This is a genomic window from Paenibacillus pini JCM 16418, assembly GCF_000576305.1.
Lineage (GTDB): Bacteria > Bacillota > Bacilli > Paenibacillales > Paenibacillaceae > Paenibacillus_AQ > Paenibacillus_AQ pini.
In genome coordinates this window covers 70,990-93,304 of sequence record NZ_BAVZ01000016.1, presented here as the reverse complement: position 1 = coordinate 93,304, position 22,315 = coordinate 70,990, and the positions used below count along the sequence as shown (strand labels likewise).

General features: G+C 36.9%; 20 protein-coding genes and 1 pseudogene. 1 reads left to right on the top strand and 20 read right to left on the bottom strand.

All coding sequences use genetic code 11. The features are described from left to right. Nucleotides 1-166: 166 nt before the first annotated feature. The 12 genes and pseudogenes from JCM16418_RS18570 to JCM16418_RS18515 form a co-directional block, all read right to left on the bottom strand. Nucleotides 167-1,633 carry a hypothetical protein gene (locus JCM16418_RS18570; RefSeq protein WP_036651971.1) on the bottom strand — a complete coding sequence of 489 codons (1,467 nt, stop codon included), beginning with the start codon at nucleotides 1,631-1,633 and terminating at the stop codon, nucleotides 167-169. A 1-nt stretch (nucleotide 1,634) separates the two neighbouring features. Beyond that, entirely contained in the window at nucleotides 1,635-3,371 is a 1,737-nt protein-coding gene (locus JCM16418_RS18565; protein WP_052020532.1) for a DEAD/DEAH box helicase, read from the bottom strand. Nucleotides 3,372-3,927: 556 nt separating this feature from the next. Then, on the bottom strand, nucleotides 3,928-5,010 hold the full coding sequence (locus JCM16418_RS18560) for a recombinase family protein (protein ID WP_036651969.1): 1,083 nt from the start codon (nucleotides 5,008-5,010) through the stop codon (nucleotides 3,928-3,930). Between the two features lie 15 nt (nucleotides 5,011-5,025). Continuing rightward, complete coding sequence (locus JCM16418_RS18555) at nucleotides 5,026-5,619, bottom strand: recombinase family protein (RefSeq protein WP_158442447.1); 594 nt, start codon at nucleotides 5,617-5,619, stop codon at nucleotides 5,026-5,028. Nucleotides 5,620-5,899: 280 nt separating this feature from the next. Further along, nucleotides 5,900-6,364, bottom strand: coding sequence for a hypothetical protein (locus JCM16418_RS18550; protein WP_148298857.1), 465 nt, complete (start codon nucleotides 6,362-6,364; stop codon nucleotides 5,900-5,902). 146 nt (nucleotides 6,365-6,510) lie between these two features. After that, entirely contained in the window at nucleotides 6,511-6,837 is a 327-nt protein-coding gene (locus JCM16418_RS18545) for a hypothetical protein (protein ID WP_052020530.1), read from the bottom strand. Between the two features lie 166 nt (nucleotides 6,838-7,003). Then, nucleotides 7,004-7,261: a hypothetical protein gene (locus JCM16418_RS18540; protein WP_036651963.1), complete on the bottom strand. Its 258-nt coding sequence runs from the start codon at nucleotides 7,259-7,261 to the stop codon at nucleotides 7,004-7,006. Between the two features lie 75 nt (nucleotides 7,262-7,336). Then, the gene (locus JCM16418_RS18535; RefSeq protein ID WP_036651961.1) at nucleotides 7,337-7,885 is read right to left on the bottom strand and encodes a site-specific integrase; all 549 of its coding nucleotides are present in this window, start codon (nucleotides 7,883-7,885) and stop codon (nucleotides 7,337-7,339) included. Between the two features lie 31 nt (nucleotides 7,886-7,916). Beyond that, nucleotides 7,917-8,048, bottom strand: coding sequence for a hypothetical protein (locus tag JCM16418_RS26450; RefSeq protein ID WP_256203070.1), 132 nt, complete (start codon nucleotides 8,046-8,048; stop codon nucleotides 7,917-7,919). A 250-nt stretch (nucleotides 8,049-8,298) separates the two neighbouring features. Beyond that, entirely contained in the window at nucleotides 8,299-8,907 is a 609-nt protein-coding gene (locus JCM16418_RS18530; protein WP_036651959.1) for a hypothetical protein, read from the bottom strand. Between the two features lie 99 nt (nucleotides 8,908-9,006). Continuing rightward, a pseudogene (locus JCM16418_RS18525) lies at nucleotides 9,007-9,978 on the bottom strand (copper amine oxidase N-terminal domain-containing protein). 65 nt (nucleotides 9,979-10,043) lie between these two features. Next, entirely contained in the window at nucleotides 10,044-10,691 is a 648-nt protein-coding gene (locus tag JCM16418_RS18515; RefSeq protein WP_036651954.1) for a hypothetical protein, read from the bottom strand. Between the two features lie 332 nt (nucleotides 10,692-11,023). Between JCM16418_RS18515 and JCM16418_RS18510 the strand changes: the two genes are divergently transcribed. Continuing rightward, nucleotides 11,024-11,266, top strand: coding sequence for a helix-turn-helix domain-containing protein (locus JCM16418_RS18510; protein WP_036651952.1), 243 nt, complete (start codon nucleotides 11,024-11,026; stop codon nucleotides 11,264-11,266). An 80-nt stretch (nucleotides 11,267-11,346) separates the two neighbouring features. Here the strand turns inward: JCM16418_RS18510 and JCM16418_RS18505 are convergent, their stop codons facing one another. The 8 genes from JCM16418_RS18505 to JCM16418_RS18470 form a co-directional block, all read right to left on the bottom strand. Beyond that, nucleotides 11,347-12,549, bottom strand: coding sequence for a Wadjet anti-phage system protein JetD domain-containing protein (locus JCM16418_RS18505; protein WP_148298855.1), 1,203 nt, complete (start codon nucleotides 12,547-12,549; stop codon nucleotides 11,347-11,349). Nucleotides 12,550-12,590: 41 nt separating this feature from the next. Beyond that, nucleotides 12,591-15,992 carry an ATP-binding protein gene (locus JCM16418_RS18500; protein WP_036651948.1) on the bottom strand — a complete coding sequence of 1,134 codons (3,402 nt, stop codon included), beginning with the start codon at nucleotides 15,990-15,992 and terminating at the stop codon, nucleotides 12,591-12,593. Nucleotides 15,993-15,994: 2 nt separating this feature from the next. Continuing rightward, nucleotides 15,995-16,636 (bottom strand): DUF4194 domain-containing protein, encoded by a 642-nt coding sequence (locus JCM16418_RS18495; protein ID WP_052020526.1) that lies wholly within the window; start codon nucleotides 16,634-16,636, stop codon nucleotides 15,995-15,997. Beyond that, complete coding sequence (locus JCM16418_RS26445) at nucleotides 16,626-17,003, bottom strand: Wadjet anti-phage system protein JetA family protein (RefSeq protein ID WP_036651947.1); 378 nt, start codon at nucleotides 17,001-17,003, stop codon at nucleotides 16,626-16,628. The genes JCM16418_RS18495 and JCM16418_RS26445 overlap by 11 nt, the downstream gene beginning before the upstream one ends. Further along, nucleotides 16,987-18,033, bottom strand: coding sequence for a Wadjet anti-phage system protein JetA family protein (locus tag JCM16418_RS18485; RefSeq protein ID WP_036651945.1), 1,047 nt, complete (start codon nucleotides 18,031-18,033; stop codon nucleotides 16,987-16,989). The genes JCM16418_RS26445 and JCM16418_RS18485 overlap by 17 nt, the downstream gene beginning before the upstream one ends. Nucleotides 18,034-18,531: 498 nt before the next feature. Next, nucleotides 18,532-20,265, bottom strand: a complete 1,734-nt coding sequence (locus JCM16418_RS18480) for a DUF2326 domain-containing protein (RefSeq protein ID WP_242403900.1) — start codon at nucleotides 20,263-20,265, stop codon at nucleotides 18,532-18,534. Beyond that, on the bottom strand, nucleotides 20,244-20,471 hold the full coding sequence (locus JCM16418_RS18475; protein WP_036651942.1) for an ABC-three component system middle component 6: 228 nt from the start codon (nucleotides 20,469-20,471) through the stop codon (nucleotides 20,244-20,246). The genes JCM16418_RS18480 and JCM16418_RS18475 overlap by 22 nt, the downstream gene beginning before the upstream one ends. Continuing rightward, nucleotides 20,455-21,429 carry an ABC-three component system protein gene (locus JCM16418_RS18470; RefSeq protein ID WP_036651939.1) on the bottom strand — a complete coding sequence of 325 codons (975 nt, stop codon included), beginning with the start codon at nucleotides 21,427-21,429 and terminating at the stop codon, nucleotides 20,455-20,457. The genes JCM16418_RS18475 and JCM16418_RS18470 overlap by 17 nt, the downstream gene beginning before the upstream one ends. Nucleotides 21,430-22,315: the final 886 nt, after the last annotated feature.

Sequence of the window (22,315 nt, the reverse complement as noted above, 5' to 3'; positions counted from 1 at the left end):
CCCCTTTTCCGCCCAACTTTTTATTTTAGGAGTTTATCGAACAGCTGCTGCTTTTAAAAAAAACTGTATTCTTTTTGTAGGGCTATCCACTGGTAATCATTACAAAAAAATCACACAATCTTATTAACGGACCCATAACTATTAATATATTCACTCTAAAAATACCCTACTTCTTTTTATTAAACATTCCGAATTCTTGCATCACTATAATTCGTTCTTCTTTTTTATCATAAATGACGAAAAACTCTTTAAAAAGGAGACCTTTACCTATTAGAGCAATTCGATTTCCCTTTTCTGCATACTCAAATTTTTTGGATTTAACTGAATTAGGCATTGCTTTTATTATCCGTTGCAAAGTAGGTGTGATTGAGCTAATGGGCGTTATAGATTTACACAAAGGACAAAGGTTTCCTTGATTGCAATTAGAGCAATAGAATTGGTTACAATTTGTGCAAAGATGCTGTTCCACTTCAGCGCAAGGCTGTAAGCAAGTAGGGCAATTGATATCATGAGCATTACATAATGGCTTCTTTGATACACTTGATATCGTCATACAAGATGGACAAATTGGATCTGTACAGATCATGCAACCATTTAGTTTCCGTTCATCAAAAAGCTTATTGCAAGTCGTACATATAAAGCTATGTTTTTCGGCAACTACAGCATGATCACTAGTAATTGTAAAAGGCCCTTCTGTAGAGTCGCTAATAGGGCAGTGAATATTTATTGGATTGTCACCATGAATCTTAAGAAGAGTGTTCCCATCATTTCTATGGATTCTTACTGCGGCATGTTCAACGATATTTCTAGCAACCAGTATAGCTACCGGCTCAATTATAACTTCATTTTCTGACATAGAAAACTTTAATTGCTGCTGATGAATTAGTGCCTCACGCTCTTTGACTAATAGATCAATTTCCGTTTTAGGATCATTACCTTTTGAAGTTTCCCCAGCCTGATTATCTGCAATAAGGGTATCATAATAATCAGTTATCCGTTTAATCTCATGTAGTAGTTGTTTATTTGTTTGCCTCGTAATCTTATCAACAAAGCGTTCAGCGTCTTTAGATGCTTCATTTAACACAGTGGAAAGAGCCAGATCCAACTTTTCTCTAGATAGTCCATCTATCGAGACAGTATTACCTTCAAGTAAAATTTGTTCCAAGTCTTCAACTAGAGGGTTTACACTACCAGTCTCAATATTAGCTTCAAATCCTTTAAGATATTCCTCAATTAGTTGTCCATGAACCGTTGTTTTACACCAAACATATAGCTTGTCAAACTCGACTAGTTCTTTACTTTCTAGCCCAATTTCACAGTTTGGAAACTTTTTCGTAATTTCTTCCATCATTAGGTCAATGGGGTAATTTAACAGGATATGCCCGACACCATGATTTTGCTCAGCAACTAATTTGGCTAACTTCTGTGTCAAAAATGATTCGAATGTTATGTAAGTTTGCTGTGGATTCGAGGTTTTAATGAAACTGATCTCATATTCAATGACACCTGAGAACTCATTTTTAAGATGCTGTGGGATCTTAATACGCATCAGATGCTCGGTGATCGTAACTACATCTATTCCTAGAAACGCACAGCTTTCTTTAATATAGTCTTTAAGTTGAAAAAACTGCAATCTAAGCACCCACTCCGATAAGATTCAATATTTTTGTAGTCTGATCGATATCATCTTCCAATTCTTGTTTAGCTTTTAGCATATCTTCACCGATTTCTCGTAGTTTATTTTCAATTTCAGATGCAGAGACAGATTCTAAAATGATTTTTCCAATTTTAACCTCAAGTGAGTCGTTTTCAACTTTCATATAGGATAGTATCGTGTCTAGTTCCCCAATAACTATCTCGAATAAATTAACTTTTGAGGTTAGAATATAGAGAAGATATTCATCAATTGTCCCCTTAGTAGGCATCGTGTATATTTCAACATTATTTACTTGTCCAAAACGATGTACCCGTCCAATTCTTTGTTCAATTCTCATCGGATTCCAAGGAAGGTCATAATTTATTAGTCTATGACAAAATTGCAAATTGAGACCTTGTCCACCTGACTCTGTTGATATAAAGACTTGGCATTTCCCGTCTCTAAATCGTTCGATTGATATTTGTTTTTGAATGGAAGAGAGACCTCCATGATAAGTCGTAAAAGTAACGCCTTGATCGGTAAATACAGACTGTAACATTTCAATGGTGGGAATATATTCGGAATATACTATGACCTGATTATTATTGGCTTTAATAATTTTTATAAGTTCTAATGTTTTTGTTGGAATACCTATACTCTCTCCAAAACCAATAAGATCCTCACATATTTTCTGATCATCAAAACCCGATAAGCGTGGGAGCATCCGATTTCTAAGAGTCCTTAAGGTTGAATGAGGACTGCTGCAATTTTGCTTTAGAAGCATCAATAGAATAAGGACAATTAGATTAATTTCCGTCTTATCCCATCCAATTGGAATTTGACCGTCAACGTACTTACGATAAATATTTCTACAGAAATCAATTACTTGATTATGAAAGTCTCTCTCAATATCAGACAACTCAATTTCCAAGCTGTAAACATGCCGTCTCGGTAGCTCAACTAATGTATTAGCTCTTCGATTTCTGATCATAACGTTATTAAGAAGATCCTTAAGGTTTTCAATATTTTTGGGTGTATAACGATTAATAATATATTCTTCTCTGAATAATTTTCGACTACGTAAATAACCGGGTTTCAGTATATTTACTAGATTGTATAATTCTCTAATATCATTTTGGATAGGTGTAGCTGACATAAGTAACGTGTTTATCTTACTAATGCTGTAGATGAACTTATAAGTAGCTGTAGTATGATTTTTAAGACAGTGTGCTTCGTCCACTACAAGGAGATCAAATGTACGCTCACTTATTTTTCTTTTCCTCTCTTCAGAACGCACGAGCCCAGGAATGGACGAAATAATAAAGTTATCCTTCTCCCAGCCTGATTCCTTGCTGTCCTTTAGCTCGATATGAAATTTCTCAGCTAGTTCTTCTTTCCATTGCTCCACCAGCGGAGCCGGGACAAGGATTAATACTGACTTGATAAGCCCTCTAGTGCAAAGTTCCTTAATAATCAAACCCGCTTCTATCGTTTTACCGAGTCCCACCTCATCGGCCAATATTGCACTGCCTTTCATATCACGCAATACTTTTAATGCCGCTTCTGTTTGCCATGGACGAGGTTCTATATCTATTTCCGAGAGACAGACTAATCGATCAAATCCTCTTTGAAGACGTATTGTCTGAGATTGAAGTTCCAATTTAACGTTCAAGCTTGATGATTTACCTGATAATAATGCTTGCATCTGCACTTCTGATGGCATAACAACTTTCAACGAGACACCTCCAAGCACGAATTTAGTAATATTGTACCAGAAGTTATTAGTCATTAACTGTCGATAATAGTCGTAAATCATCATAACCTATTATCCAAATATTATTTAGGCATAGTAAGAGGGATACAGCGTAAAAAAACCGCCTGTACGGCGGAATTTTATTTAACAATTGATTCACACAAACATCTCATCACTGAAATAATATTTCTTAGCGTTAATTTTAATGGTTTGCTCAGAACCATAAATCTCTTCTTCGTAATAGCCTGGCAAATAAAAGTTAATATATTTATTAGACTTATAGTTAAATCTGTTAATGTAGTTAAGAATATACTCCCTGTTCAACTGTTGTCGATAATCAACAATAAGTAAACCAAAAGTTATAGAAATATCAGAATTTTCTCGCCTTTTAATTTCTTGTACTAATCTTTCGTATTCCCCTAAAGGTCACATAACATTTTCATCTCCATATTTATGATAAATAATAGTTTTAGGCATATTGTACCATATAAAAAGAGACTTCTAGGATAAATTCCAGAAGTCTACCAATATAGTATTCTCACCTATAACAAACCGTCAACTCCACCCGATTCCCTTCCCGATTATACACAATCCGCTCCACTAGCTTCTTCAACGCCCGATTCTTCTCTTCACTTGTCACTGAACTGCTCCACAACTCTCTAAACTCACCTATCCGCTCATATATCTGCTCCGCAGTCGGATAATTACCTTCATCTACTACAACCTTCCGTAAATTCTTCAACTCTTCCTCCAACTTCTGTATCTGCCTTGATCGAACAGCCTTTCGCTCTAAAAACACTTGCTTCGTTATCATGTCCTCTTCATACGATTCATGCAGCTTGTCCAGCGCCCGCTTCTGCTTTTTCAACTCCTGCTCTTTGACCTCGATAATGACCTGTGTGTCATTGTACCTACTTCCATACAATTCAATCTCCTGTAAAATATTCGGGTCTACATGAATAATCCGGTCATACAAAGCATTGAAGAAGTCAGCATCCATTACCTTGCCCCGCTGTTCACATTTGCTTCCGTCTTTGTACTGGTGATAGCATAATGCACTCCAATGCTGTCCCTGTTTCTTATTCTCACCTACTCTAAATCTCATTCGAGAACCACATTTCTGACAATACAGCAACCCTGACAAAGGAAAAATGTTACGCCTTGAATTGGGGTTCAGCATGCGATTCTTAAGCAGCCGCTCCATAATGACTTCATGTTCTTCAGGCGTTTTCAGCTTTTCATGTGTTCCCATGACTTTAATCCGCTCTTTTTCAGGTACAAGTTCCACCTTACCACGCTTGGAACGGGTTTTGCCATAAGTGATATACCCCAAATGGATCTCACTTGCCAGCAATCTTTGAACCGTAATATTTGACCATCCCTTGTTCTTTTCATCAGGCTTAATGTTGTATGGCGTAGGTATCTTGTTATCCGTCAACCAAATGGCAATATGACCAAGGTTTGTTCCATTCAAATACTTTTCAACAATCGCTCGGTAAATCGGACGCTTCGTTTCATCCACCAGTACCGACCTTGTGTTCTTATCATAATAGTATGGAAACGGTGGCTTTCCGTTTGTCCACGTGCCTTTCTTCGCCCCAGCCTTTTTGCCCTGCTTCATTCTTCGCTTAATCGTTTAGTATTCTATTCTGGCAAAAATGGACATGAAATCAAATGATACATCGTCATTGTCTATTTCCAGATCGTATATCTTGTTTGGTGTGATAATGACCGTTTCTGAGTTTAAGAATGTATCTTTAATGAGTGCCCAATCCTTGTTTTCTCCACGCCCTAAACGGTCAATATCCATGACTACTACTCCATCATAGAGCTTGTCTTCAACATGCCGAAGTAACTTCTGCATTTCCTTACGGGACTCTATCTTTTCACCAGAGGCCACTTCTTCATATAACCTATAGGTCCAATTTCGATTCTCGACCAAGGACAGAAGGGTATCCCTATGCTTTGAGAGAACGTCTTCAAACTCACCATCGTCTCGTGATTTTCTTAAATAAACGGCTACGTGTTTAATTGTTTTGCTTTCCATAATGTGTTCTACTCCAAACGTGTTAAATTTTTGCCGCCTTCCAAATAGAATGTTGAGCATTTTTGATGACACATCATCGAATATGACAACTGTAAAATTTTGGAGGCGTAATTCATGAAGAAATGTGAATATGTAATCAAAGAAGTTAATCAGCCATCCGGCAAAGCGTTGCGGCAATTTCATGAGCATGTGGCCCGGATATTGAGCCAAACTCGCAAGACAGTCAGAAAAATTAACAAAATAAAAACAAGTCGGAGCACATGACCAATCCATGCTCCGACTTGTTCTATTTGAGGTTATTTTGAATGAATTCCCGTTCCGACTTTTTCAGATACCTTAGCGAATTCTCGAAGGAATACAGGTACATAGAGCGAAGCATCCTCAGCTTTTCTACTTAGCCAACCGCAATCACTTGCTTCATGGCAGGAATCATTTGGCTGTTCGTTACTCCAAATTTTCCCGGCTATACAATATCTTCAATGGCAAGCGGTCGCTCTTCTTTGCCATCATTTATTTCTTGCTGCAACTCTTGTGTATTTTCTTCATTTAATATTGCTTCCTGCTGTGATGAATCTTCATGCTTCTGTTCGCGATTCCCTTGTTCAGGGACGATATCCTGTTCTTCTTTAATAATCTGCTCTTCATTTAAATTCTCATTAATAGCTAACTCAGGTGAAGTTGATTCTTCCTGGGCCGAGACCTTCTCATCTTGTTGGACTTGCGCTTGCCTTATCTCTTCATGAACTTGAATTTCTTCATCAATACTTGTCTGCTCATTTTCACTTTGAAGCTGTTCTGACATCGTTTGTTCATCTTCCTGTGTAACCTGATTATTTCCACGGCTATTTCTGCCTGTAACCCTATTCTTATTGCCATTGCTTTTCCTCCTATAAATTGGTATTTTTTCTCGAGTCGATCTTATCAACATGCTTGACCCACGAACACCATTTCTTCCGCTTAATATAGTAACTATTTTGCTATGTATCTTCATTTAAAAGCTAAAACAAAGCCCATAGTGAATTTCTACACTACAGGCTCATAAAGCTTGATTAAAATGAAGTTATCCTGCACGCTTTACGACAAGCTTCCCCAATCCCTAATGATTGTCCAAGGGTTCTTTCTTGCCCAGGTTACAATCTGCTCCGGCATAAATGACTCGGTGGTTATCTCCAGTTGGACAACTTGTTCTGGACTTAAACTCAGAAAATGTGGTCTTGGCTCGATATCCAAGTCCCACTTATGATATTTGTAAAATTTGATCTTTGCTCGTTCACTAGGTGCCAAATCCAGCGGCGCACATCGTCTACTCCGTTCCTCTCCACTTCTGGTTGTAAACGTAACTCGTAGTAACCTTTTTCGCTCAATGGCATCTGCAAACATCAGCAGCATTTGTTCATCCATAATTGACACTTCCTTACACCTTATTTCCACTTCTGCGGCTTAGTTTTAAGCTTATATCTTGTTGAGCAGAACATAACCTGATTAAATAGCTTCACATGAAAGTGTAAAGATTCATTGAACAAAGAATTAACACTTTGACCACTTCAAGGCTATTCTTAGAAAAAAGCTATTCATCAAAGTCAGTTTCCGCCCATACCTGCTCCCGACTAATCATCTGATCTCCTTTAAAATAATCTTGTCCTTTCTTCTGTAAGCATTCTCCACATTGTTTGCAGGAAAAACGTTCTTTACCAACATACATGTTTAAACCAGTTTCTTTCATTGCTCGTACAAGCTTATTCCCACAAGAACAAGTTGCAACCCATATATATTTTACTTGTCCCGGATAAATGTTTGTTCCTTTGGCATTGATGATTTGATTCATTATTAGTGCTCCTCCCTTATATGCTACTGAAAATGAAAAAAACATTAACCAGATGTAATACATCCGTTAACGTCTTCATAGGTTAAGATTGAAATAAACATTATCCAGCTCTTGTCGTGTGATTCCTATGTACGCTAAAGTCACACTCGGTGCTGAATGATTGAGCAACTTTTGAATACGAGTAATATCTACACCACTTTGGTAAGCATGAAAGGCAAAAGATTTTCTCAAGGTATGTGTTCCAACGGCTTCTTTAATGCCAACACGGCTTGCCCCTTCACTCAGTATCCGGTAAGCATGTACTCGGCTAATTGGGTTCCCAACTTTGCGGCTAGCAAACAGCGCTCCTGACTTATGACCTGTTGCTTTTACATATTCCTGAATTGCCTTTTTACAGGTATCCGACAAGGGCAAATCTTTTCTCTTACCTGTCTTTTGCTCTCGAATGCTGATCCGATCTTGATTGTACACCTCTTCCACCTGAAGCTTGAGCAAATCAGATATCCGCAACCCTGAATTGATGCCAAGCACAAACAATAGATAATCTCGGATATTCTGCCCTCGCAGATACTTCTTCAAAGCATCAATCTGTTTTTTACTCCGGATAGGTTCTACAAATTCCATACCAAACACCTCTCTAACTATATGTAACTAACTATATGTAACTAACTATAATAATTATATATTGTGTTACTTTCGACGTAAACGGCAAAGCTCCAGAGAACCAAAAAGAACCCGGAATCTCCAACTCAGGTAGTTCTGTAATGATTTGATCGATTGTGTACATGTCGTACCTCCATGAGTATTATTAGTATGAGGATAATTTTGTAAAATTATGGAAACTGGTATATCTATCCTCCAAACAACACCCATATGGTATATACTTCTTCGAAATTCTTTAACGAAAATTTTTCTTTTGATAATTTTTATAAATGGCAGAACCTGTGGAAAAACTTCCACAGGTTCTGCCCCAAAGCAAAGAAGCCGACTCTTTTTACTGAGTCGGCTTCTTTAAACAGCAATGAATATGAGGGTTTTCAAGGGTATTCGATAACTCCAAGACTATGAAGTGAGGCGAGATTTGTAATCCCAAACTCAAAGTTGGGCTCCCACTTCAAATCTTGATGATTTAATAGTTCAGTTACAAATACTTTTGAAGCATTGAAATAACTATCGGTTCTATTTAAACCTTCACTTTGGTTTTTGTAGAAATTGTATGTGAAATAATACAAAGTTGGTTTCATATCTTCCAAGGGAGCAATATTATTTAATCCACCTGATAAAATCTTATTACTTCCTGCAAATACGCTAATTGCTTTACCATTTGCCATCATTTCATGGACCAAACTCTTGTTGCTGAGATTTTTAGCGTCATCTGCTTGCATCATAATCATTGTGTAATAGTTCTTTGATAGAACTTTGTTCACTGTTGCTGATGTCATAATCTTTTCAGATGAGTCTGAACCAATAGAAGGCGCTTCGTTGCCTCTTTCAACTACCTTGAATTTTGTCTTAGTAAAACTACCTGCTCCGTTAAAGAAAAAGTCAACAATTCCAGTTCCATTTTCTTTAGCAACGTTATCCTTTGTGTAGTCTCCAGATACATTTGTTTTGACTTTAATGTCGCCTTGTTGGTTGCCATACAAACGATAATTCTTTAGAATGTTAAATTCTTTATCCAGACGTTGAAGGACATAGCTGTAATCATCTTTTTGGTAAAGAAGTCTACGTTCATCGTTTGGATCTCAGAAATCTTCTCCATCCTCTGGCGTTCCAGGAATGTTCCCATAGGTTGGACTTGAGAAGTTTACAACTGGAACAGATTTTTGAGCGTTACGTTTTGTAGTGTATTCATCAAATCGTTTGAAGTAACCTTCAATTTCACCCTTAGAAAGGGGAAGTCTAACTACTTTCCACTGAGGTTCAAAATCAATTTTAATTGTCTTTTCATCAAATACCGCATAAGGGCTTATTTCTTTTTTAAGCTGAGCAGAATCATTGTTAAAATTAGAATAGAAATAGTCTGTAAGGAACGGCTCTCCATTTAAAACTAAATCAAATCTGCTCATACTCCGATCTGGAAAAATGGTGGCTGTTTTACTCAAATAATTGAATGCCGGAACATCTTCAGAAGCTCCAAAGATTTGAATACCCAGTAGCTTACCTGATTGCTTAATAGAATCAGATTGTAGCCTCTTGTAGATTTCAACTGCATCCTTTGCCTCTGTCACATCCATCAATATGTTGTTTGAGCTTCGAAATTTTCCAATATAGCTTTTAATCGCCGTCAAATCATTAGCAGAAACACTCCTACTATTATAATAGGAAGTAATAGTAATCGCTTGTTTCACATCAGCTCCAAGACTTTCTGCAATAAAGCGAACTGGAACCAAAGTGCTACCTTTGACGATTGTAGCTGGTGCATCCAAATTAACCGTTTTGCCGTTTATGTTTGCATGCTTTTGATTTATCGATAACTTAACCGTCGTTTCCCCTTAGGAGCCTGTAACAGTCTTTGTCTTCCCATCCCATTTAATGTCTGCGCCAAGAGCTCCAAAAATCCCTCTCATAGGAACAAATGTCCTACCGTCAATAGATTGCGGGTTTACATCGAAATATAGCTGTTTGCCATTGATTGTGACTTTAATATCGTTGTTGGCTGCATATGCTCCTAACGGTATAACAGTTACTGTTAATATCAGTATGAATGTCAGCATTAACACATTAATTATACGCTTACTCATTTTGTTGTCTCCTTCATTTCAACATCATAAGATGCCCATTAATAAAATTTCTTTGCAAAGAGCATATCTGAAATCGATATGGATACAAGCTTGGCGTTTTCCCTTTGGAATGAAATTTGATAAACCGTTAAATCCTGATTTTCAGCATAGGCATTTTCATTTAACTTTTTAAAGCTGTTATTCACCTTTTCAAACATGTACATATCTCCATCTTCACTTAATACAGTAGGTTTAAGTCCATATACAACTAAATGATCGTTGGGACCATTATTGAGTCCAATGTTCCTCATGGTTACATATCTATTTAGCCCTTCTGAAGTTATAAGGATATGAACGACTCGATCAAGTCTATAGACGATCTGTAATCCATCTGGATATACAAGTGATTCGAGCGGATGCGATGCTGGGAACTCCATTGCTTTTTCTATGGATTGTCCAATAATTCGTTCTACCTTAGACTTTTCCATTCCATAATCGATTTGCTTTTTCTTTGTAGTATCAAAGATGAATAAATCCATTTCTGTAAATTGATCTGGTGTGTAGTCATAATTGGGTGTTGTAGAAGTACTAATTATCCAATTGTATTTGTCATTTAAAAAATAGCCTACGACACCAACAAGCAAGATAAGGCCAACCAATAACATTATGAACCATTTACCTCGAATTTTCTTCTTTGTCTGTTCCATATCATTCCTTCTCCACTCTAATTGAATTAGTCTGTCAGATTTCTAAGGTAACTCCACCGCAACCACATTGTGGGCAGCTATTGTTGCCACAACGAGAACAATATACTTTAAAACAATTCGTACATTTGTACAAAGAATCCAGATGTTGCTTTTGATCTCCACAATTAGGACAATTTTTCATTTCATTCATGCTCCTCTTAGATTGGTATATGTTACTACTTCCAGTCAGATCACATCACAAAAAAATAGAGATTTACATCATTTTGTAGAGTATACTCCGTGGAAATGTAGTTATAAACACAAGGATAATGAGTTCAAAAAGAGGTATCCCTTTGAACTCAGAAGCCATTTTTGGACAGATATTAAAAAGTGTTCGCAAGAAGCAGAAGGTAAGCCAAGAAGAATTGGCATTCCGTAGTAATCTTGATCGAACATACATATCCATGCTAGAACGAGGAATCCACCAGCCTACATTAAATTCATTACTTGCTAATGCTGCGGCGCTAGGTATGAAAGCTGCTGAATTAGTAGGATTGGTTGAAGATGAACTCGACGAAATAAAAAGCAATAACTGACATCAAATAACAAAAGCGATCATGCTCAGTTTGGCATGATCGCTTTTGTTATTTGATTACCATTTTATTAAGTTTGATTATTAAATAAGATCGGTCAACATAGCTTCCTGTTCCAGTTTGACACGATTTTCTATCATATGGTCAATGCAGGGTAAACAATCGACAAGCTCGCTATGCCGCTTCAAGCTACATAGCTTTTCAATATATTTCGGCTGTACTGATGCTGTTAACAAAGAATATCTTATCAATTCTGATTTATCCATGCGATACGGAATAACATCGTTCTTAATTTCCCGTCTTAGTCTTGCTAGCATAGAAAATCCACCAAAGTCGATATCTCCCCAATGATACCAATGGCTAGTCGTAGGTATGGATGCAGCAACAGCCATTAAAAATTTCCGCTTAGCAGGGCTAAATTGCCCTCCGTGGAACACAACTAATTCATGGTCATTTTTTTGCTTATAGATATACTCAATATAGTTTGCCCTATTTTCTATTGAGATCACACGTTCTATTGTTGGAGATAATCTTAACTGACCTCGTTGGAAATCTTTCGAGTTCACAACGCCCCCAAAAATCAAATGTGAAAAGTCAATGGTTCCGCTATCAAATGACATGGTTACTTGCCCACAAAACTCCAATTGTTCTGGATACTTCGTAATACCTACTTGTCTAAGAATTTCCTCATCAGTATTATCATATTCATAATCTAGATATTTGGACAATATGCCAAGCAGCCGTGCTCTTATCGCTTTCTCGAATCTCTTTGAATCTCCGAAACATTGAAGCGAAAATACACGCTCAAGCATTTCTAACTCACCCATTTGATCAATAAAACATATTGCACGAAGGAGATCACTACGCTCGCTTCTATCTATTGGTAATCTATTTCCAATAGAGCGTTTTCTAGAAATGATGTCATATGCATCGCTCAGAAACTGTTTTGCCCATCCGCTACGAACTTTATCTATTGAATTTAACAGTTCTAAACAAACCTCATCCACCACATCGCCCTTTGGTTGCCGCCCAATTAAGGAGTACGCAGAAGAGATATTCTCAAAATTCAGCCATACCTCTGCTATGATGTGACTTTCTTCACCCTTCATCCATCGATATGATAAAAGTTGAGCCTCATACAAGGCCTGTACTGCAAGATTTATCATACTGCGCTTTTCATATTGCTCTATATCATACTGTGGGAACTCTGTTTGACCTCCATCATATAATTTCAGCATAATTCGACGTGTCGGACGTTTCCGCGTAAAAAAAACTGCTACGCTCATATTTATCAAGTAAAGCTGAAACTATTTGGCGCTTAAATCCTTCACTCATATTCAAGCTCCTCCAACTTCCTAGGGTCGAAACTACGCACGCATGCCTGCTTTCCTACACGTAACACGCATAAATTCCTATCTACAAGAGTGGCAATATCCCCAATTTTATCAGGTGGTGCTGAAAGTACCACTTGAAAGTTAAACTCACGTAACAATTCAACACTACGCACAATTCGCTCGCCATCCATCTTGGAAAATGCTTCATCAAACAGGATGATACGAGATGTATTAGCTGTCTTGTCCCGGCCAATGCGATATAATTGCGCAAACGATGCTAATACTGCAATATAAAATGGCGTCTGAGTTTCTCCACCAGATTTTTTCCCAAGTGTTTTAGAGAGTCTTTGTGATTCTCCCTCGCGGTTAATGACCTCTAAATCGAAAGAAAGGTAAGTACGATAATCCGTAAAAGCTTGTACTCGTTTTTCATAATCATCGCGTTCCTGCGCTTTCGAACCGGTTCCTTCATTCGTAATAATTGCAAACAGTTCTGCAATCTCATCCTTGTATTTTGCATTAAACTGATCAGACAAAAGATTATACCCGCCTTCCAGCAGCATTGGATCTACAATCATATCATAATATCGTTTATATTCCTGTTTTGGAATAATCAGAAAACGATATGTATCCTCGCCAAAGGAACTTCCGCTTAATGCACTGTTTAGTCCATCAATCTGCCGCCTTGCATCCTTAATGTTATATTGTAGACGGCTTAAAAAATCCTCCTGAAACTGCTCAAAAGCTTTACTTCGGGCATCGGCGATACGAGTCAAATATTCCGGAAGTTTAATATCGCTGAGCTCAATCCACGCATTATCGTAAGCGTCATTACTCACGACGTCAATATCATACCCCATTATATACTTATCATTATATTGGCGGCGCAAAGTTCGCAACCCGTCCCACAAAGCGTTTTTAGCGTTTACGGAGCGGCTAAGTTCTCTCGGAAATGCCCGTTCAATATCAACTGCATTACCTCTACTTAAGAGCTCACGTTGATATCTTGTATTTCCTGTGCTCTGGAGCCATTCTGCTTCGTATTTTCTAGAAAGTTCTAACTCCATCGTTTCCAACTCTTTAGAAAGTCTTGGAATTGTTTCCTCTAAGCATACACGCAAGCGTTCTTCGATGGTGCTGAATTCGTGCTTATATATGTCAATGTGTTTATAAAGAGCCCCCAGTTGTTGATCCAATGACTCGATGCGTTCCTGCATTGCTTCAACAGCGCTTTTATCAATAGACTCCATACTTTTATTCAGCAAAATGACTTCTTGTTCTATCTCTGGAATCTGTCCAACATTTACCGCTGCCGTAACAGTTTGTTTGGCGTCCGATTCGCTTAAAATCATTAGAGCATTTCCCGATTGAAAGGCAATCTTTACAGATGCACAAACAGCTATTTTATCAGTTAACTCTTTAATCTCTCTTTTTACATCTTCCAAGCGTTGCTGAATCGCACCTTGGCCAATGGCAGGTTTAGCCCATCTATCTGGATTCATCGCTCTTACAACAAAATTCTGGTATAACATTCCATCGTCTGTAATCGCTGTTCGATGCCGGCGTAAATCACTGACGCGGTCACATTTTTTTACACGACCAAGTGTAAAATCTAAAAATAAGCGCACATTGGGATCATCTGTTTCAAGTTCTTCAGCAAGGCTTCCAGGTTCTGCAATGGGATTTATTCTCCGTAGCTTTTCAATATCCACAATACCAGTGTTATAGATGTTTCGTTGTCTCTTAATATCATCATAAACACGAAGTGCAGTGTCAAAGTGCTCGGGGGGAACAATCAGATAGAATTTTTGTGTATTAAGATATCCTTCAATAACATTACGCCAGCGTTTATTCCTAAGTTCAGCTGCTTCCGACACTACTACTACCTTAACTGATGAACCAGTTTGGGTATGTAAACGCCCTATAACAGCTTCCTTGAGATCAAGTACATCCTGTGGAAAGCGATAGATACCATTTTCAAGGGACTGCTGCTCCGTCTGTAATCCTTTACGATTATCTGCAACCTTCTGTTGTTCTTCAGAGAATCGTGAAACGAGGCCGTTGCACTGCATACGTATAGCATCCGCTCTGGCTGCATAGTGAATGAGCCCTTTCTCCCCAACTGTTAAAATGGCTGCTGCATCACTATTTCCGAGTATTTCAAGCTTTGCATAAAACTGTCGTCCTTCGTCAACAAGGTCATGAACACGAGTCGTCAATATCGGATCGAGAGAGCTAGTATCTGTCCCTTGAATATTCTGAATGAACCCGTTAATGTTCATCCTCCATGAAGCAATGCTTCTCGAAAGTAATGCAGAAGTCCTACCGAAATCCCCATGAAGCGTAGATATTAGTTGCTCTTTCTCTGAGATTTGAGATTGAAGATTCTCTAAAACTTGCGCTTCCTTGTTACTGAGCAGGTTGGCTTGCATGATATTACGTTCACCCTGCAGTTTGCTCTGTCGCTCAGTTTCCTTAGCTACCGTATCCTTCAATACAGTTAGCTGGGCGGAATAAGCGGTTACTTTTTCTTTCTCGCCTGCACTAGTAGTCAATTTGATATCTACTTGCGCGCGGTCAATCAGATAGGAATATAGAATTTCATTTTGTCTGTGGGTTTCAAAGGTTTGATGATCCGTAACAATATGTTCAAGCAAAGTGATTCGATCCTTAAGCACATCAGCCTCTTGCTCCAGGCTTTTATAGCTTCTAATATTTTCCTGCATACGGCTGACATCAACTGTTTGTTGCGTATCACAGACGAATTCTGAGATAAATTTTTGTATGTCAACATCGGGATTAAACGAAACAGCTTTCCTCAATAACTGGCCGAAGCGATCACGCAAGCCTCCAAGTTTCCCATATAAATCCTGCCTAAAATCCCGATTTACATCGGTAGTATAACTACGTCCTATCGAATAGTGTTCCTTGATATGTGCCCTCAAAGTTGTAATATCCATCGGCTTCCTATTAATAACGAACTCATTTGACGGCATGGCTCCGTCAAATCGAAAAAATAGTTTTTGCATATCGTTTTCCGAATAAGTATCAAAGCAACACCCTGCGGTAAAATATTTTTTCTTTTCCTCATCAAAGAACTCTAAAGCGATATAGCTTGTAAAACGTCCATTACGTAGATATTTAAAACCTGAATCTTCATCGTCACCTAATTCACCGCGTAAATATCCACTTAAGGTTCGATTACCACGTCCACTAGCAGCCTTGTTGAAGAAGCTACCACTAGTATCGGCAAGTAGTAACAACTGCAGAGCATCCATAACCGTCGACTTCCCTGAGGCATTTTTTCCGGTCAGAAAATTCACTTTATCTAACTCAATGACTTCATGGACAAAGTAGTGCCAATGAATCAGTAAGAGTTTTGTCATCCGTTTCATTTCTATTCCTCCTTTTCTCCAGTTGTGCTAGTGTCGTCATCTACTCCAAGCTCATCTAATTCTGTTATCATATCGTTGATGCCTTGATTGGAAATAATAGATAAGATGGATGGGAGAATGAGAATTTGATTACCTTCATTGTTCCATGCAGAAGATTCCATTTTTTGAATAATATTATGATGCGCAAGCGTTCTTTGAGCCTCAATACGTTCTTTTTGTGTTGTTTTCCCCTTATCAAGAAGACCAAGCATTCGCATTTTTTCAACAACTGCTTGAGTATCTGTTTTAACCGTATGGAAGCTATTTACTTGTTCTCGCTCTTCTTCGTATATGAGACGGCATGTATATAAAAACAATGTAGTGAATCGATCAATCCTCAGGCGATTATGGTCAAATATATTTATTAAGGACATGATTCCATAATTATCATCTTTTTCAAGCCTCCAGCCAGTGACCGCAAAATAATCTTGCAAAATTCCGAATAGACGTGAAGCTATCTGATAGTCGTAGTTTGGCAAGGTCATCTGCTGTGAAGACTGATATTCATATCGCACCATATATGTATGAGATAATAGGTAATTCGCCAAACGTTTGAACTCGCCTTTCTCATAAGTAGTAAGTCCTATGTACTTCTCATTCCACATGGTGCCCCACCTCTCTTTTGCTGAACGTCATATTAGGAATTATGTAACCATTTCTATCAAGTCGACCATTGTTCATTTGCACCTTGTAATTCATGCCTCGTTCATTAGCCCGAACCATAGCCAGTATCAGAAGTATAAAGTCCTCATCGTTATTAATCGATATTGTCTCACTATTAATTGAAAATTCATTTTCTTTAAAAAGACTGTTTACATATGTTCGAATTCTTGCCACGGGGTATCCATTTTTAATTTGTTGCAGCATTCCAGTCATAGCCGCATTAGAAAACGTACTATCATCTGTGATTTCCAGCGGTTCAGAATTGACACGCCTACTACGTACATTTTTGTGATTAGAGAGATTTTCCATCAATAAATTCTTGTCGATTGACTCTTATATTCTTTTCAAGCATTTCAATGATTACAGTGCGCTTGGTATCTGAGGATTTTGAGTATTCTTTCAACAGCTCAACCAGTTTTCCCTTGATACTTTGGTCTGCAGTCATCAGGTATTGGATTTTTTCAATAGAGATTTTTGTGTATGCGCTGTGCTTTCTATCAATTTCATTCACAATTCCTCCAATTGACTGGTATACATCCAAAACATAATCAATTGATGATATGATCTCCTGCCCCGCCTCATCATCATTCTCATATTTTCGGATCGTCATGGCTCTTGATCGCATTCCATCCATGAGTTCTTCATCCGCAAGAATATCTGACAATATCTCCTGAATTGGTGCCATGTAACGATGAATAGAATCCATTGTTTTGATCGGATGATAAATACTGTCGGACATCCTTTTGTATTCTTCAAAATGGTTTTTCAGCAGCACATTCACTTCGCTCTGCTCCTGTATTCTCCGCAAATAACTGCGAATTCCATGATAAAGCCTTTTTAGCTCGTAAGTAAGTTGCTCCGTGTTTGTCTTTGCGGACAAGACTGCCTCATACATTTGCCCTTGATGTTCATTTTTAGCTTGCTTGAGACCAGAATAAGTCGCGAATACGAGGGAGTTATACTCGTGCAGGGTCTGATCACTTAGTTCACTCAAGAGCTTCATTACTTTAATGGCATAATCACGTGGAGTAATAATTTCAATAAATGATCCATCCAGAAACTCCTTATCTACCCATCCCGTTTTAATCAGGCGGTTCAATATCAAACGCGCCTTAACATTAGATGTCAAGTTGACTTCGGTTACTTCGTCATCTTCTTCGAGCATAAAGGACTTATCCTCAATTTGGGCTATCAAAGACGAGATATAATCGTCTACCCGTATATTAAGTTCATACTTGAACATCTGATGTAGCAGCATGAGCGCATCAACATATATTTCTTTGTTCCCCGATGACAGCACAGAGAAAAATTTTTCAGGAATTGTGTCAAAAATGTTCACGTGTCCACCTGCCAATCCATTTGGTATAATAATTCATTTGGTTGCAATAGGTCTTTTAATATAGTCTTATTATACTATGAATTGGAAGAATATGACGAATATTGTTCTTATACAAACAAAAAACTCCCGCCAATTCCAATGGCAGAAGTTCCTAAAATAATTGATTCGCGCGAACATCCCATCAATGATAGGTTCGTGTGGGTCAATAAATAGCTATATTTAATAGATATGACCAGGTTGTGGGATTGTTTTCAAGAGTTTCTTCTGACCAAGGGATCAGTTAACCGGTTTATGTGTCTTTTGCACAGATACATTGACTTCTCCTTTTTACAATGGAGCAAGAGCGACTACCTTTTTCATTCGTTTTCCTCCCTTCAACGAAAAAAAGCCGATTTCGCTATAATTCAGGCAATCGGCTCTTGCAGGATATCTATATAAATAAAGAGCGGCCAATATTTCAGCTCTCTCTTGGTTCCATCAAATTGAATTTCAGATTAATTATTCTTCTATTTTAAATAATTTATTTTCTTGAGATAATTCAACAACAATATGGGCTTTATCAAGTAGGCTTACAGGTAACTTATCCTTCAAAATAGAAACCACCAATTGAATATTTTCTTTACCTGCATAATCTGCAACTTTAATCAATTGATTATCATGCATTAATTCTTTTTTGTCATTTAGAAGGAAGTGCAAACTCGGTATTTTTTCCTCATCAGCAAATAATATAGCTGCAAGATCAAAACATAAAATTTCACCTTGTTTTTTGCCTGAGCTTAAATTAGCATTGAATGCGCTGAATTTATATATTTGCTGCTGGCTCTTTTTATGAATAACTTTATCGTACTTCAATGCATACTTCTCACCATACAATTCAAAAGAAATTTCAGAAAAATGTTTATTAAACTTATGAATTTGGCCTTTTAACTTTTCTTCAAAACTTCCTGAAAATAAAACATCATCAATTACTTTAATTTGAGCATCAATTTCACTAATACTTTTCTCTACTTCATCTAATTGCGAGATAATACTTTCATATTCACCCTTAATTCTATACTTATCATTTAACTCAGTTATAATCTTTTCTAACTCCTCAAAGGAGTCACCTTTAGATATAGTCATTGCCAGCTCTTTCTCCTGAGATAACAATGTATTTAAGTTCTTTTCTTCAGTCTCAATTTTTACAGTTAAAGAAGGTAAATCAGCAGCTATAAACTTGATTTTTTCTACAACCATATTGTTGTGGTACGCTACTAACTCTTCAAAGGACTTTTGTAAGTTAGAGATATTTGCATTAGCCTCAGCATACAGTACTTCCAATTGCTTCAAGTCAATATTAGCTTTGCTATTTTCAATCTCTTTTTTGGCCTCTTCTATGAGATTCTTTCTAATTTTCATTTTACTTATGTTTGAACTACTTTTATTTATTTGAAATTTTACGAAGTTAAGTTGATCTAACTGATTTTCAAAATTTTCGTTTAAATTGAAATTTGATTTTTTCTCATTTAATTGAGCTATTTCAGCTTCAATCATTTCTAAAGCAATTTCATAAGCTGTTTTTGTTTGCTTTTTTTCCAGTCTTTCCTTGAAGGCTTCTTCTTGTTTTATTTTTGCCACTAATGCTTGCTTCTTTGCCCCTTCATCAAAGTCACAACCTAATAAGAACAAATATAAAGTCTCATATTCCACATCAGAGGTATACTTGTCCAAAGTCTTAAGTGTATTACTTATATTCTCATCCTTGTATCTAATATTGTGAGAGATGATTTGTCTGAATGTGGGTTTCTCAGCCTTATGGTCGGGAAAAAGAAGCCTCTGTAACTCGTCTTCAAAATCATTATTAAGTATTGACTCCCCATTAATTTTCCTAATGTTCTTTTTTCTTGGCAGAAAATTGCGTTCAATTATTACTTCATCTGATGCCTCATCTGATAAATCCTCAACAAGAATAAGAGTAATCAAGACTTCTTCGGTTATAAGAAAATCTTTAACCAACTCATAGACTTCCTTTTTATTCTCTGTATCAGAATATATTATTGAAGCGTTAGACCCTAAACAAAAGTCAATTAGCTTTAATACTGTTGTTTTTCCCACATTATTCCCAGTAGATTTATCATCATTGGATGGTGTTTCGTCAATGATTAGGTTCAAACCGGATTGAAAAGTCAGCTCCCTTATTGTCCCTGTGCGACTCGTTATTTTCAGTGTTTTTATGAACATAATTCCACCCATCCATCATCATCTATCTTTGCAGAATCAATTAGATAAAGCCAATCTAAACAAAGCATGAAAGTGGGAAAAGACATGTTATATTGGCTTTTAATCCTTTGATACAGATCAAATACTTGTTGTTTGGCATGTTGTTTAAGTTCTTTCAAAACTAAAGATCCATTATAGTAAATGCTAAGCTGTGGATGTATATTATCCGGCAATAACATGGCTATATCCCTCCGGATTCTTAAAAATTTTGCATCGTATAAAAGCATCAACGACTAAAATACAGACGCAGAGCTCCAATTCTTCATACGGAATTTCAATATAATTTTTGCTCTCGATAATTATCTTGCTTATGTTATCAATTATACTGTAGAAAAGTTCTTTAGAGTTAGCTTTTTCATGTTGATGCATTGTATACTGCTTTTTGATAATTTGAAAAACGGAAAAACTTTTATTCGAGCCTTCCCTATCAAACTCAGCATATTTTTCATCTAACTTTTGGTAAAATATCTTGTAATCATCAATTGTGCCTTTGACATCCGATAAATCATTGAAAGTTATTTTCTTATCAATCTCAAAGGAATTAATCTCTGGCGATTCAATACAGTTAGCAAGATTCTCATTTGCAAGTATGTTTATGATGTTCGCAAGATTCGTATCTAATTTAAGTAGATCAACATCATTTCCAAGTTCCTTTTTTACAAACTCAAATACCTCACGTTGTTTGTCGATTTCCATACTCAGTATAACATTTAATAATGTGTTTATATCCACAATGTCATCCGTGGGAGAAAAAGCAGCATTATGTGGATTAATAAAACTCATATCCCGAAGTTTGGTTGCATCCTTAGCAATTGAAACAAAAATGAAACGATAACCTGAATACATACGGAATATATCCTTATTTAACGAGCCTTCAATTTTTTGTTTTGTACAGGTTGAAGATACTTGAGCAACAACTTTGTGGTTTACATCCACCAAATCAATACCTTCAACATTCTGTTTAAGTATATTCATATTAACCAACGTAAGTCCAAACAATAAATTCATTAATTCGGCAAAAAACGTCTCTGAATATATATTCAAATCCAATAAATTGATCTTTCCTCGTTTTTCAATTCGTCTTGCCAAAACCTCCAGCTTTTCTTCTATATAATTGAAATATTTACTTCGATTCATTAGACATACATACCCCTATTCAAAATTGATTTAAACCACGATCATTAGACTATTCGACAAATTATTGGAAATTCCTCTCCCATCGAAGTCCATTAAAAAAAGCGTCTAATTAAAGACGCTCCATACACTTTACTACATGTCTACACACTCGACGTCAAACCAAGGTTCAGCAAGACCGAAACATTAATCATTTCCTCAAGAACCTTATTTTTGAATTATTGTAATACTTCGTAAAAGTCATAAACGACGCAAAGTGTTGAAAACAAAGGATTTCTAGGTATCTATTTGTTGCATTCCTATTACGACCTCCACATGTGTGGAAACAAGATATACGATTCCTCGTGACCTTAGTTTACAACAGCATGAAGCTCATCGTAGATCGTGTTAGCAAATAACAAGACATGCAAACAGTATAAAAATAAAAATGCAATACGATGACATTGGCGTCGTCTGTAATTTTTCAAGTCAATGCATTTTGAAATTGATTCACTTTACGAAAACTATAATAACATATCTTCGGCAGGGTCAACTCTATAACAATGCTCTGAATATCGCTTACACTCTAATGCAGGAACCCTTTTTTAGTTTCACGCTTTCTTCTGCCATCACTGTACTGTACCTCTCTCCATTCCACTGGTTTATTATAATATTTCATCTTTCCCCCACATTGAGGACATTTATCAATATGTATTTTCTCTAATGTCAATCTTTTTCCATAACCACTGATTGCAAAATTAAAAAATAGAGGGTACCTCATTTGACTTTTGGCAATTCTCCTAAGACTAAGAAAAACCACAAATAAGATAATCAGTATTAAAAATATTATTAAATAAATCTGCCTTTCAAAACCTACTGATGCCTTCAGAGTTCCATTAAAAACATTCAG

Bases quoted from the DNA above. Each gene is read 5' to 3' on its own strand.
- JCM16418_RS18560 (WP_036651969.1), bottom strand. From the start codon at position 5,010: ATGAAGCAGGGCAAAAAGGCTGGGGCGAAGAAAGGCACGTGGACAAAC.
- JCM16418_RS18555 (WP_158442447.1), bottom strand. From the start codon at position 5,619: ATGAAATTGCCGCAACGCTTTGCCGGATGGCTGATTAACTTCTTTGAT.
- JCM16418_RS18550 (WP_148298857.1), bottom strand. From the start codon at position 6,364: ATGTTGATAAGATCGACTCGAGAAAAAATACCAATTTATAGGAGGAAA.
- JCM16418_RS18545 (WP_052020530.1), bottom strand. From the start codon at position 6,837: ATGGATGAACAAATGCTGCTGATGTTTGCAGATGCCATTGAGCGAAAA.
- JCM16418_RS18540 (WP_036651963.1), bottom strand. From the start codon at position 7,261: ATGAATCAAATCATCAATGCCAAAGGAACAAACATTTATCCGGGACAA.
- JCM16418_RS18535 (WP_036651961.1), bottom strand. From the start codon at position 7,885: ATGGAATTTGTAGAACCTATCCGGAGTAAAAAACAGATTGATGCTTTG.
- JCM16418_RS26450 (WP_256203070.1), bottom strand. From the start codon at position 8,048: ATGTACACAATCGATCAAATCATTACAGAACTACCTGAGTTGGAGATT.
- JCM16418_RS18515 (WP_036651954.1), bottom strand. From the start codon at position 10,691: ATGGAACAGACAAAGAAGAAAATTCGAGGTAAATGGTTCATAATGTTA.
- JCM16418_RS18505 (WP_148298855.1), bottom strand. From the start codon at position 12,549: ATGAGCGTAGCAGTTTTTTTTACGCGGAAACGTCCGACACGTCGAATT.
- JCM16418_RS18500 (WP_036651948.1), bottom strand. From the start codon at position 15,992: ATGAAACGGATGACAAAACTCTTACTGATTCATTGGCACTACTTTGTC.
- JCM16418_RS18495 (WP_052020526.1), bottom strand. From the start codon at position 16,636: ATGTGGAATGAGAAGTACATAGGACTTACTACTTATGAGAAAGGCGAG.
- JCM16418_RS26445 (WP_036651947.1), bottom strand. From the start codon at position 17,003: ATGGAAAATCTCTCTAATCACAAAAATGTACGTAGTAGGCGTGTCAAT.
- JCM16418_RS18480 (WP_242403900.1), bottom strand. From the start codon at position 20,265: ATGGGTGGAATTATGTTCATAAAAACACTGAAAATAACGAGTCGCACA.
- JCM16418_RS18475 (WP_036651942.1), bottom strand. From the start codon at position 20,471: ATGTTATTGCCGGATAATATACATCCACAGCTTAGCATTTACTATAAT.
- JCM16418_RS18470 (WP_036651939.1), bottom strand. From the start codon at position 21,429: ATGAATCGAAGTAAATATTTCAATTATATAGAAGAAAAGCTGGAGGTT.